At 40.9% G+C, this 12,862-nt stretch carries 13 protein-coding genes; 8 read left to right on the plus strand and 5 right to left on the minus strand.

Annotated elements, in window-relative coordinates:
• Window positions 1–6: 6 nt before the first annotated feature.
• The gene (locus tag BKG94_RS01450) at window positions 7–960 is read right to left on the minus strand and encodes a sigma 54-interacting transcriptional regulator (RefSeq protein ID WP_077433512.1); all 954 of its coding nucleotides are present in this window, start codon (window positions 958–960) and stop codon (window positions 7–9) included.
• A 165-nt stretch (window positions 961–1,125) separates the two neighbouring features.
• Entirely contained in the window at window positions 1,126–2,586 is a 1,461-nt protein-coding gene (gene mepM / locus BKG94_RS01455) for a murein DD-endopeptidase MepM (RefSeq protein WP_077433514.1), read from the minus strand.
• A gap of 177 nt (window positions 2,587–2,763) precedes the next feature.
• Between mepM and znuC the strand changes: the two genes are divergently transcribed.
• From znuC to BKG94_RS01485, 6 genes are all read left to right on the plus strand, one after another.
• Entirely contained in the window at window positions 2,764–3,567 is an 804-nt protein-coding gene (znuC, locus tag BKG94_RS01460) for a zinc ABC transporter ATP-binding protein ZnuC (protein WP_077433516.1), read from the plus strand.
• On the plus strand, window positions 3,567–4,352 hold the full coding sequence (znuB, locus tag BKG94_RS01465; protein WP_077433518.1) for a zinc ABC transporter permease subunit ZnuB: 786 nt from the start codon (window positions 3,567–3,569) through the stop codon (window positions 4,350–4,352). Before znuC ends, znuB begins: the two co-directional genes overlap by 1 nt.
• A 90-nt stretch (window positions 4,353–4,442) precedes the next feature.
• Window positions 4,443–5,390, plus strand: a complete 948-nt coding sequence (accA, locus tag BKG94_RS01470; RefSeq protein ID WP_077433520.1) for an acetyl-CoA carboxylase carboxyl transferase subunit alpha — start codon at window positions 4,443–4,445, stop codon at window positions 5,388–5,390.
• 156 nt (window positions 5,391–5,546) lie between these two features.
• Window positions 5,547–6,413 carry a pyridoxal kinase gene (pdxY, locus tag BKG94_RS01475; RefSeq protein WP_077433522.1) on the plus strand — a complete coding sequence of 289 codons (867 nt, stop codon included), beginning with the start codon at window positions 5,547–5,549 and terminating at the stop codon, window positions 6,411–6,413.
• Window positions 6,413–7,702, plus strand: a complete 1,290-nt coding sequence (gene tilS / locus BKG94_RS01480; RefSeq protein WP_077433524.1) for a tRNA lysidine(34) synthetase TilS — start codon at window positions 6,413–6,415, stop codon at window positions 7,700–7,702. Before pdxY ends, tilS begins: the two co-directional genes overlap by 1 nt.
• A gap of 78 nt (window positions 7,703–7,780) precedes the next feature.
• Window positions 7,781–8,398 carry a MarC family protein gene (locus tag BKG94_RS01485; protein ID WP_077433526.1) on the plus strand — a complete coding sequence of 206 codons (618 nt, stop codon included), beginning with the start codon at window positions 7,781–7,783 and terminating at the stop codon, window positions 8,396–8,398.
• 79 nt (window positions 8,399–8,477) lie between these two features.
• On the opposite strand, the gene mutH is transcribed toward BKG94_RS01485, so the two are convergent.
• The 3 genes from mutH to BKG94_RS01500 all read right to left on the minus strand — a co-directional run bounded on the left by mutH (window position 8,478) and on the right by BKG94_RS01500 (window position 11,159).
• Window positions 8,478–9,140, minus strand: coding sequence for a DNA mismatch repair endonuclease MutH (gene mutH, locus BKG94_RS01490; RefSeq protein ID WP_077433528.1), 663 nt, complete (start codon window positions 9,138–9,140; stop codon window positions 8,478–8,480).
• Window positions 9,137–9,676 (minus strand): methylated-DNA--[protein]-cysteine S-methyltransferase, encoded by a 540-nt coding sequence (locus tag BKG94_RS01495; protein WP_077433530.1) that lies wholly within the window; start codon window positions 9,674–9,676, stop codon window positions 9,137–9,139. The genes mutH and BKG94_RS01495 overlap by 4 nt, the downstream gene beginning before the upstream one ends.
• A gap of 70 nt (window positions 9,677–9,746) precedes the next feature.
• Window positions 9,747–11,159, minus strand: coding sequence for an outer membrane protein transport protein (locus BKG94_RS01500; RefSeq protein WP_077433532.1), 1,413 nt, complete (start codon window positions 11,157–11,159; stop codon window positions 9,747–9,749).
• 199 nt (window positions 11,160–11,358) lie between these two features.
• On the opposite strand from BKG94_RS01500, the gene BKG94_RS01505 reads away from it, so the two are divergent.
• Together BKG94_RS01505 and purM are read left to right on the plus strand one after the other, a co-directional pair.
• Window positions 11,359–11,646 (plus strand): YfcZ/YiiS family protein, encoded by a 288-nt coding sequence (locus BKG94_RS01505; RefSeq protein ID WP_077433534.1) that lies wholly within the window; start codon window positions 11,359–11,361, stop codon window positions 11,644–11,646.
• Between the two features lie 137 nt (window positions 11,647–11,783).
• Complete coding sequence (gene purM, locus BKG94_RS01510; RefSeq protein ID WP_077433536.1) at window positions 11,784–12,821, plus strand: phosphoribosylformylglycinamidine cyclo-ligase; 1,038 nt, start codon at window positions 11,784–11,786, stop codon at window positions 12,819–12,821.
• The last annotated feature ends 41 nt before the right edge of the window (window positions 12,822–12,862 follow it).

A 12,862-nucleotide genomic window follows, 5' to 3' on the forward strand; every position in this document is an offset into this window, starting at 1 on the left:
GCAATATTATTTTCCAATCTCATACTGCTTTAGCTTATTTGCAATCGCTGTATGAGACACGCCCAAGCGTTGCGCAAGTTTTCGGGTACTCGGATACTCTTTGTAAAAAGCCTGCAAGACCTTGGCTTCATATTGCCCAATAATTTCCTCTAATGTTTGGTTTTCAAATTCATCGACAGAAATAACCGCACTTTGCGGTAAGGTGAGATTTAAATTTTCAACACGCAACTGATTATCCTTTGATAAAGAACAGGCGCGATATAGGGTATTATAAAGTTCCCGAACATTTCCTTGCCAATCATATTGTTGCAAATAAACGAGAAAATCCTGATCGAAAACGGGTAATTTTATATTCAACTCATCACTAATTTCTTGTAAAAAGCCTTCAACCAAGGGTTGAATATCCGCTATACGCTCTCGTAATGACGGTATATTGATAGTTAATACATTCAAACGGTGAAATAAATCTGCCCGAACTTTCCCCTCCTCGACTAAGCGATTAAGCGGAACTTGAGAGGTACAAATAACACGCACATTAGCATAGTGCTCCTTTTCTTCTCCCACTCGGCGGAATGAGCCGTCCGTTAAAAAACGCAATAATTTAGCTTGAAGATTAAGTGATAACTCAGCAATCCCATCTAGCAGTACCGTACCTTCATTAGCATATTCAAAAAAACCGATAGTTTCACTTTCCCCCACTTTTCGGCCAAACATTTCGCTCTCGGCATCTTCATCAGGCAAGCCTGCACAATTCACCGCAATAAATTTCTTATCTCGGCGCAAACTTTGATAGTGGCAGGCTTTTGCCAATAAATCTTTTCCCGTACCGGTTTCACCTTGAATTAATAACGGCACATCAAACATGGCAAAACGTTGGGCATTTTCTACCGCACTTTTCATGGTTTCACTTTGGGTAATGAAACAGGCGAAGGGATACTGAGGATCAAATTTAAGCGTCATTTTAAACAATCCGAATAGAATGGAAATTGAACTAATAATATGTCGTTTACACAAACCTGTAAAGATTATTTTACAGATAAACGAAAACACCTAGAAAGGGGTTTTATTAAAAGATCGAAAAAAGTGCGGTTAGTTTTAACCGCACTTTTTTCAATTAAATCTGAATTATAGTTTTAGCATTCGCTCTGCTTCTTTTGCTCTTCTCAAGAATTGCTTACGCTCTGCCGTTGCCATACTGCTACTACTTCCCGGTAATTTCACGGTGAGTGGATTCACTGGGCGGCCATTAATATGGAATTCATAATGCAAATGCGGACCGGTTGAAATACCCGTATTACCGGAAAGTGCAATACGTTCACCTTTTTTCACTGTTTGTCCGGCTCGAACCAACGGGCGGCTCAAGTGCATATATATCGTTTGATATTCACGTCCGTGACGCAATACCACATAGCGCCCAGCTCCCCCGGCTTGATAGGCGACTTTTTCCACCAAACCGTCTGCCGGTGCAATAATCGGTGTACCTTGCGGTACAGAAAAATCCACCCCTTTGTGAGGACGCACCCGTCCGGTTACCGGATGACGGCGATTCGGATTAAAACCGGAAGACACTCTTGCCTGACGTTGTAATGGGTAACGAGCAAACCCCTTACCTAAGGTTTCACCCTGTTGGTTATAATAACGACCGTTTGCCGCTTGAATAGCATAATAACTCTTACCGTCTGCAAGTATATGAATTGCCTCAACATTACCCTGACCGGTCAATTTATCGCCCAAATATTCACGAGAAACCAAAATCGAAAATTTTGTGCCTTTTTTAAGTTTTTGCAAACTCACTTGCCATTGCAATGCGGAACTTAATTGCGAGATTTGACGACTATCTAAATCTAACGAACGCAAGCTCGCAGCAAAAGAGCCATTCACCTGCCCTTTCAACACTTCTTTTTTCCAAACGCTTTGTTTCTCTAAAATTTGGCGTTTAAATTTGCCTTCTTCTGTGCGTTCATAAATTCGCTCTTCCTTTTCAGAAACAAGCCAATTTAAATATTCCAGTTGATCGTTTTTATCTAAAATCCAATAAAATTGTTGTCCTGCCCGAAGATTTTTAAGTTCTGGATAAGAGGCAATTAATCCTTTTGCCGTATCGTCTTCTAACCCTGAAAGCTCCAAGACGTCTTTCAAAGTATCGCCGCGTACGACAGTATGACTGAATTGGTGGGTGATACGTAAGGCTTGATCCGCAACATCCAATAAACCGCTCAAAGCATCTTGCGCATCTTGCGGAAGCTCGTCAAGTTCATCAAATTCCGGTTTAACTTCTTCTACTTCATCATCTTGAGCCTGCAATTCATCATCGTAAGAAGTTGCATCTTCAGTATGTGGTGGTGATTGTGATTGTTCAACTACCGGTGGGGTATGCACATTTTCTTCAGGTTTGAGAGGTTGATACTGTACATCATCTACCATCTCAGGCTCAAGATTACTTTGAACCGAGGGTTCCGATTCCGCACTATCTTTTAATCCCAACATAATACCGCTAAAAATCAACGCCAATGCGACAAAAAAAATCGCCGCTTTAATACGGGATTTTCTTTTTCGTCTGTCTCGGGCTAATTTAACATGTTGCAAGGATAAGTACCTAAAGTGGAAATAATATCGTCTTCAGACTGCGAATCATAAAAGAGGTTCATTCTACCCTAAAACATATAAAAAAGTTGTCGAAATATTCATCATAAAGAGAGAACATCTTGAGAAAGATGGCAAAATGAGCTAATGTGAGTCGCTAAATTTGACATAGGCGGCATTATGCAAATTCATTCCATTCAACGCGATCCAAATTCCCCGTTAATAGAACTCAAAAATATCAATGTGGTATTTGAACAAAAAACAGCATTACAAAATATCAATTTAAATATTTATCCCCAGTCTATCATCACCATCGTTGGACCAAATGGCGGCGGGAAATCCACATTATTAAAAACGCTCTTAAAACTACAACAACCGACATCAGGCGAGGTCATTTATAGTCAAAATGTACGCATTGGCTATGTGCCGCAAAAAATTCATTTAGACCATAGTTTACCACTCACGGTAGAACGCTTTCTTGCCTTAAAAAAAGGGGCAAAACCACAAGAAATTTCAACCGCACTTGAACAACTCTCCATTGCCCATTTAGGCAAAAATAATATGCAAAAACTTTCCGGGGGGGAAATGCAGAGAGTGTTGCTTGCCCGTGCGATTTTAAACAAACCGAATCTATTAGTATTGGACGAACCCACTCAAGGTGTGGATATCACCGGTCAAGCAGAGCTTTATCAACTGATTCATCAAACCCAACAACAATTAAATTGTGCCGTGTTGATGGTTTCCCACGATTTACATATCGTGATGGCGGACAGTAAAGAAGTGATTTGTATTAATCAGCACATTTGCTGTGCCGGTACACCGGAAACCCTATCAAACGATCCGACATTTATGCGTTTATGGGGTAATCAGATCTCACAAAATGTGGGCTTTTATACCCATCATCATAATCACCATCATAATTTACACGGTGATGTATGTGGCTGTAACGGCACTGCCGATCATTGTCAAAATAAGGATCTTTAATGTTTGAAATTCTATTTCCGGCGCTGCTTACCGGCATTTTATTGTCCCTAATCACCGCACCGCTTGGGGTCTTTGTAGTATGGCGTAAAATGGCATACTTTGGCGATACGCTTTCTCATTCGGCTTTACTCGGCGTTGCATTAGGAATTTTCCTACAAATTAATCCTTATATTGCCATCGTCATCCTCACTCTTCTTTTGGCGATTATTATGGTATGGCTAGAAAGCAATACTCAGTTTTCCATTGATACTTTGCTCGGCATTATTGCGCACAGTTGTTTATCCCTTGGCGTTGTTACCGTTGGTTTGCTAAAAAATGTTCGGGTTGATTTGATGAGCTATTTATTCGGCGATTTATTGGCGATAAATTACACCGACTTAATTTATATCGCTATCGGAGTGGTGATCGTACTTGGTACATTGCTTCATTTCTGGCAAGCCCTCCTTTCCACCACCGTTTCTCCAGAACTCGCCCAAGTAGAAGGCATCAATATAAGAAAAATGCGTTTTATTTTGATGATTTTGACAGCCCTCACTATTGCCTTAAGTATGAAATTTGTCGGTGCACTAATTATTACTTCCTTATTAATCATTCCGGCTGCGACGGCACGCCGTTTCGCCAAAACCCCCGAATCGATGGTCGGATTTGCCGTGGGGATCAGCATGCTTTCGGTTATCGGCGGATTAATGCTTTCGGCATTTTATGACACAGCAGCAGGCCCATCGGTTGTCATTTGCTCGACCTTCTTATTTGTTTTGTCATTGCTAAAAAAGGCACGTTTGTAAGCTCCCCCAACCAGTGAAAACTATTTGCGCCACCAGTTAATTCTTGATAAAGTGCGGTGGATTTTTTACGGTGTTTTTTAGGATAAGAAAATGACCCAAGAATATTTAGATTTTGAATTACCTATTGCAGAGCTGGAAGCCAAAATTGGTGCATTACGCTCTGCCTCTAACGATAAAGTTGATTTAACCGACGAAATTACACGTTTACAAAAGAAAAGCGATGAATTAACCAAAAAAACCTTTGCCAACCTTGATGCGTGGCAAGTTTCACGTATGGCCCGTCATCCAAACCGTCCTTATACCCTTGATTATATTGAACATATTTTTACCGAATTTGAAGAGCTTGCCGGTGATCGTGCGTTTGCAGATGACAAAGCTATTGTGGGCGGATTAGCACGTTTGGACGGTCGTCCGGTTATGGTTATCGGCCATCAAAAAGGTCGAACGGTAAAAGAAAAAGTACAACGCAATTTTGGTATGCCTGCCCCGGAAGGTTATCGTAAAGCGTTACGTTTAATGGAAATGGCGGAGCGTTTTAAACTCCCAATCATCACTTTTATTGACACCCCCGGCGCCTATCCCGGCATCGGTGCTGAAGAACGAGGCCAAGCAGAAGCGATTGCCCGTAACTTACGTGAAATGTCGCAACTCTCCGTTCCTGTCATCTGTACCGTCATTGGTGAAGGCGGCTCAGGCGGTGCCTTGGCGATCGGTGTGGGCGATAAAGTGAATATGTTGCAATATTCCACCTATTCCGTTATTTCACCGGAAGGTTGTGCTTCCATTTTATGGAAAAGTGCAGAAAAAGCCTCAACCGCAGCAGAAGTCATGGGTTTAACGGCTACGCGTTTAAAAGAACTGAATTTAATTGATAACATCGTACAGGAGCCATTAGGTGGCGCACATCGTAACTATGCTTTGATGGCTGAAAATTTGAAAAAACGTCTCGCTGAAGATTTGGCAGAACTTGACGAATTAAACCAAGAAGAATTATTAAACCGCCGTTATCAGCGTTTAATGTCTTATGGCTATTGCTAAGTTAATTAAAAAAAAGAGCGGTTATTTTTCGCTCTTTTTTTCGTCTAAAATTATTGAATATTATTTTAGAATCACGTCAAGCAAGGGGTCATCTATCTTACAAATCGATTTTGGATTCAATATACGGAAAATCACATTAATAAAAAGGAGATAAATATGAAAAATGTACTTTCCATCCAATCCCACGTGGTGTACGGCTTTGCCGGCAATAAATCCGCCACTTTTCCAATGCAGTTATTAGGTGTGGATGTATGGGCTCTCAATACCGTGCAATTTTCCAACCATACCCAATACGGCAAATGGACGGGTATGGTAATTCCACAAGAGCAAATTCGTGAAATCGTCACCGGCTTGGAGAACATTGAAAAATTACAAGAATGCGATGCGTTGCTTTCAGGTTATTTAGGATCAGCGGAACAAGTGGATCAAATCCTTTATGCCTTGGAACAAATTAAAAAACACAACCCAAACGCCCTTTATTTATGCGATCCGGTGATGCCGAATCCGGAAAAAATTTGTGTGGTGGCAAATGGCGTTCGTGAAGCGCTTATTGAGAAAGCCATTCCTGTTGCGGATATTATGACGCCGAATATGAATGAACTGCGTCAACTCAGCGAGTTCCCTATCAATTCTTTTGATGATGTATTAAAAGCCGCGCGTGCTTTGCTGGACAAAGGCGTGAAAAAAGTCCTCGTGAAACATTTAGGCAAGGTAGGGAAAATCAATGATCCGGACACCTTTGAAATCATTATGGCAACACCGGAAGGCATTTGGCATTTAAGCCGCCCACTTTATCAATTCAACTTTGAACCGGTAGGCGTAGGTGATTTAATTGCCGGTACATTCTTAGCGAATTTACTCAATGGGAAATCCGATGTGGAAGCCTTTGAAGCCATGAATAATGAAGTGGCAGGCGTAATGAAAACCACCTTTGAACTCAATTCCTACGAGTTACAAACCATTGCGGCACGTTTTGAAATTCTCAATCCGAGCGCCCAATATAAAGCAGAAAAAATTGCCTAATGGATTTGTTTTCGGCTTTTGAACAACAACTTAAACAAACCACCGCTCAACATTATCTTATCGCCTTGAGCGGTGGTTTAGATTCTACTGTTCTTCTTACTTTATTGGCAAAACTCCGTCAAATTCAACCGCACTTTTATCTCCGAGCGATTCATATTCACCATGGTTTAAGCCCTAATGCCGATAGCTGGGTTGCACATTGTCAATCTTTGTGTGCTCAATATGAGATTCCATTAATCATTGAGAAAGTAAAAATTGACTACCGCAACGGTATCGAAGCCGGCGCACGCGAGGCGCGTTATCAGGCTATTTTGCGACATATTCAATCCAATGAAATTCTCGTCACGGCCCATCATTTAAACGATCAAACGGAAACGTTTTTCCTCGCACTAAAACGAGGTAGCGGTTTACAAGGACTAGGCGCAATACAAAAGCACAGCGAATTATTCGGTATGAAGATTTTTCGCCCATTACTTTCTTTTACTCGGGAACAATTAGAACACTACGCACACACTGAACATTTAACTTGGGTTTATGACGAAAGCAACGATGATACCCGTTATGAACGCAATTTTTTACGTAATGAAATTCTGCCAAAACTCCGTGCACGTTGGAGACATATTGATCACGTCGTTCAACGCGCTGCACAACATTGTTTTGAAGATCAGCAGCTCATTAATGAACTCTTACAAGACACTTTTCTTGAGCATTGCCAAACACCAACAGAATTTCAACTTCACAGATTCAATCAATATTCATCGCCAAAACAGACCGCACTTTTGCGAATGTGGTTTTCTCAAAATCAATGGGAAATGCCAAGTAAACGCCAACTCGAACAACTCATCAATGATGTTGTTTTAGCAAAAAAAGAAGCCAATCCGCAGTTTCATTTAGGAAAACAGATTGTCCGCCGTTATCAATCCTGTTTGTACCTCACCGCTGATTTTACGGATCTAACGGGAATTTGCCTTGAAATGCGAAATAACAACCTTTTGCTTCCCGACAATCTTGGTGAACTTCATTTACAGCGAACTCCACAACATTTTATTTTTTCTTGGCAGCAATTTTCCGTTGAATTGCCGCCTACCGATTTACCGATTCAAATCCGCTTCAGTTATGCAGGAAAAATCAAACATCATCCGAAACGCCCAAGAGAGGATATCAAAAAAATTTGGCAAGAATTGGGCGTTCCCCCTTGGCAACGTAGCCGCATTCCACTCATTTTTTACGGTGATCAACTACAAAGTGCGGTCGGTTTTTTCAAGGTTTTTGAACATTCTGAAAAATGACCAAAACTTACCGCACTTTATACCTTTTATCTGATAGAATAACCTTGGCTTATATTTTTATGACATAAAGGAAAATAAATGTTTGATTCTTTAATTGTTCAGTTTGTTGTACTTTGGGCTGTAATTGACCCAATTGGCTCGATTCCCGTTTATCTTTCTAAAACTATTGGTTTTTCCCTTGAGGAACGTCGAAAAATTGCGCGTAATGCAGTGATTATTTCTGCCGGTATTCTCCTTTTCTTTTTAGTAGGCGGACAAATTCTCTTTGAAGCCATGCAGGTGCCACTACCAGCTTTCCAAATCGCAGGGGGATTGGTTCTTTTCCTCTTTGCACTAACCATGATTTTTGGTGAAAGTAAACCGGAACAAGAAATTAAGATGAGAGCAAACATTACGGAAATCGCCGTTTACCCTCTTGCCGTGCCCTCTATTGCCTCACCGGGTGCGATGATGGCGATTGTACTTTTAACGGATAACCACCGTTTTAATTTCACCGAACAATTCATTACCGCAGGAATTATGTTAGCGGTACTGTTAATCACTTATATTTTATTGCTTGCTGCGAACCGTATTCAGCACTTCATCGGTAACTCTGGTGCGGCAATTATCAGCCGAGTGATGGGATTAATTTTGGCAACAGTGGCGGTGAATAATGTATTAATCGGATTAAGGGACTTTTTTACTCAGGTGGCATAAAGGTTAGAGATTGAAAATTAGGCTTCTGAGATAGGAGCCTTTTTTGTTTTCTTTTTTGACATTGATATCGGGTTTCAAGCTAATTGCCTAAAAAATCCCTTAATATCCCCGCTGTAAACTCCTTCCGCAAATAAAACCCCAATGGCAGCGTATCTATCATTTCCCCATTTTTTCCAATGCCTTTGGTAATGGCTTTACTGTTTGCCCCTTTTGGTCGTAGCTGCATCACTTCCCCAATACGGGCGGTAATTTCATTGAGTCTTCCCAAGGTGATATATTCCATCAATTCTTCCCAATCCCGTTTTAATTGGCGTTCTTGTTCCGGGTTAGGCTGCCATAAAATCGGCGCACCAATATGGCGATCACGCAAAGCAATATGCCGGCTACCTTCAATAGGAATCCAAAGTACACAAGATAATTTATGACGAACATGAGAATTTTCCCATTGCACACCGGAATTTTGTGTCAACGGTGCAAGGCTCACAAAGGTCGTTTCCAGCGGAAACCCCTGTTCATTAATCGGTAAGGTTTTGAGTTCTACCCCAAGATGGGCAAAATCTTGTTCGGCTTTACTGCCGGCAGTCGCCCCTAATGCGATTTCCAAAAGCATTCCCACCCAGCCTTTATCACGTTTTAAATCAGAGGGAACAGGCATGCCTAAAGTATCGGCAAGCTCGCCAAATGTTAAACCTGCAATGGATTGTGCCCGCTCAAGAAGCTGCGTTAATGTATGTGGAATCATTCGTGATATTTCTTGAAAAAACGGGGTTTGGTGTCTTCTGTTCCTTTGTCAATATAAGGAATATTCTCTAATTGGAGTAAAAAACGTTTTGCCGCCAGTCCGCCACCAAAACCGGTAAGCGTTTTATCTTTGCCTAAAATACGATGGCATGGAATGATAATACTGATCGGATTACTTCCCACTGCTCCCCCCACGGCACGCACGGCTTTTGGATTATCAATCATTTTTGCTAATTCGCCATAGCTCGAGATTTCCCCATAACCAATTTTCCGTAATGCCTGCCAAATGGCTTGTTGGAATGGCGTTCCCTCCGTTTTCAAGGGAATATCCGAAAAACTTTCCGCTTCTCCCTTAAAATAACGATCGAAAGCTGACCGCACTTTTTGAAAAAGAGGCAAATTATTTTCTTCAATCCATTTAGAGTTCGGTTCAAACTGCTCTTTTTCAAAATCAATATGCGTGATATGTTCACCGTCAGATAGAATCAAGAGTTTCCCCACGGGGGAAGGATAATAGGTGTAATAAAGTGCGGTCATTTTCTGCCTCATTTTTCAACATAAAAAAAGCGTACCGAAGTACGCTTTATTATGCGGAATTTTTCCCAGATTAGAAAGTATAGTTTACATTTAAACCATAGAGATTAGCGGTTGCTTTGGAGGAATAATCCGCTTGAATTGTCGCCAAACCACCAGCAATACTTTGTGTTTCTTTAAATTTCAATTTTTTACCGCGTAAGTGTGCAAAACCAAAATCTACTGATAATGCCGGTGTAAATTTATATGTTGCCCCCACGCTATACCATGTCCGGTCTGTATCCGGAATTGATGCGCTAACATGAGTTATTGGCGCCGCTGACTCATCGTAAGCAATCCCTGCACGCACCGTGAGTTTATCATTAACATCATAAGTTGCCCCCAATGCAATACGAGAAGTATCATCATATTCTTCATCTTTGTGGAAAGCTAAACCGCCATTACGTAAACTGCTATCCGTGTAGGTAGCATGAAGATTTTTTAAACGGCTCCAACGGGTGTACTTATAGCTATAATGCATAGCAAATTTATCTGTTAACTGATGAAATCCTGATACTTCTAAATAATCAGGTAGATGTAAAGTTAAACCGCCATTTCCTACATAAGCCTGTGTACCATAAGGTAAATAGCTCACAGCATTACGATCTTTAAAATCAATATCAATTTTAGAATGGTATGCAATACCAAGACGATTGCGCTCATTAAAATCGTAAGCCAAACCAAGGTTCCAACCGAATCCCCAAGCAGAGCGATCTTCTAAATGGGTTAAAACGGTTTCTTTGCTAATTTGAGAACCTAACCCTCCAAGACCAGATACTAATCTTTCTGGATCTCGTCCCAATGCCCGAGCATTATCAATCATTTGTTGCATTAAATTCGGATTTCTCGCAATATTATCAATCGCTGTATCTAAAATACCTGCATTACGTTGAACTTCTGCTTTTGCATAAACAGCATTAACGCCTACACCCGCACTCAGCCCTTGAGTAATACGATAAGAACCACTTAAATTTAAATTTATCGCACTTAACTCTGTTTTTCCACCAAATACACCGGCATCATAATTATTATCATATTCGGTTTTTAAACCAAAATTTACATTCATCCCACCACCAATAGCAAACTTATCATTAATTGGTGCAACAAAATACATATTTGGAATAAAAGATCCCGGTACAACACTTTCTTTATTAGCGGAACCTTCTGCAACCTGAACACCTAATATATTTGCACGAACAGGCCCTTCCATACGAATTTTTGAATGGACATAAACGCCACCAATAGAAAATTGATTAGTTTTAAATTGACTCATCAACGCAGGGTTCGTTGCCACCACTGAGGCATTATCCGCTATTGCGGCTTCACCGGCATAGGCACGTCCTAAACCGGAGGTAGAAACTTCCGCTAACTGAAATGCCGCAGCGTTTACGCCTCCGGCCGCAAGCAACATTGCTGTTGTTAATAAAGATTGATTAAATTTTTTCATTTAGAACCCTTTGTTATTTATATAAAAAATAAAATTTACGAGATTCTAAAACTCCATTTAATCAAGTGCAAATTCATTTTGTTTATTTTTATAGAGTTCCGACCAGTGATAATTTTCTATTTAAAGTGCGGTGAGTTTTCATCTGCTTTTTAAAAGTGATAAAATAACGCCAATTTAATTTCAAGATTAAGGACAAAATATGGCCGTAAAATGCAAAGCAGAAGAATCATTGACTTGTAGCTGCGTAGATGTGGGAACCATTATTGATGGCTCAGATCGCACTGTCAATATTGCACAAACTTATGTGACCCAAGCAGAGGCAGAACAAGCCCTCGCCCGTTTCACAGAAAAAGCACGCAAAACAGAAAGTGAACCTTGTGAAATTCTAAGTGAAATCTCGCCTATTGAAGGTGGCGTACAGTTAAATGCAAATTTTACCTTCAGTTGCCAAGCCGAAGCGATGATATTTGAATTGGCAAATCGCTAAAAACACTCCTCCATTAGACCGCTCTTTTATCAAGTTATAAAGTGCGGTCTTTTTTCATATAAAATATATCGCAAACGTTTGCCTAAACTGATACAATCCGCCCTGATTTTTCATTTAATTAACATGGGAAAAACATTGTGAGTAAACCATCATTAAGTTACAAAGATGCCGGCGTTGATATTAATGCAGGCAATGAACTTGTCGAACGAATCAAACCACATGTAAAACGCACGACACGTCCTGAAGTGATCGGTGGCTTGGGCGGATTCGGGGCATTGTGTGCCATTCCAAGCAAATATAAAGAGCCGATTTTGGTTTCAGGTACTGACGGGGTCGGAACAAAATTACGCTTAGCCATTGATTTAAAAAAACACGACACCATTGGTGTTGATCTCGTGGCAATGTGCGTCAATGATTTGGTGGTACAAGGTGCTGAACCTTTGTTTTTCTTAGATTATTATGCGACCGGAAAATTAGAAGTCGATGTGGCAGCAGATGTGGTGAAAGGCATTGCAGAGGGTTGCGTGCAATCAGGCTGCTCACTCGTTGGGGGTGAAACCGCTGAAATGCCGGGAATGTATCATGAAGGTGATTATGATTTAGCCGGTTTCTGTGTGGGCGTAGTAGAAAAATCCGAAATTATTGACGGCAGCCGGGTACGTAGCGGTGATGCCTTAATCGCGCTAGGTTCAAGTGGCCCTCATTCAAACGGTTATTCTTTAATCCGTAAAGTGATTGACGTTTCTGGCATCAATCCGGCAACCGAACAATTAGCCGGCAAACCATTAAGCGAACAAGTGCTTGCGCCGACTAAAATTTATGTGAAATCTATTTTATCCTTGATTAAACAAACGGATGTTCATGCTATTGCTCATCTTACCGGCGGCGGTTTTTGGGAAAACATTCCACGCGTATTACCGAAAAATATGAAAGCCGTGATTGATGAAAAAAGTTGGGAATGGCAACCGATTTTCAAATGGTTGCAAGAACAAGGCAATATTTCCACTTATGAAATGTACCGTACCTTTAACTGTGGCGTGGGGATGGTGATTGCCCTTCCGCAAGATCAAGTGGAAACCGCATTAGCACTTTTAAAACAAGCCGGTGAAAATGCATGGCTTATCGGACATATTGAACACGCAACAGATGGCGAAGAACAAGTTGTGATTCAATAACCCCTTCGAGGCGAATGAAAATTCGCCTTTCTTTTCTCTAT

It is taken from the genome of Rodentibacter ratti (genome assembly GCF_002000485.1).
In the GTDB taxonomy this organism is placed as follows: Bacteria; Pseudomonadota; Gammaproteobacteria; order Enterobacterales; family Pasteurellaceae; genus Rodentibacter; species Rodentibacter ratti.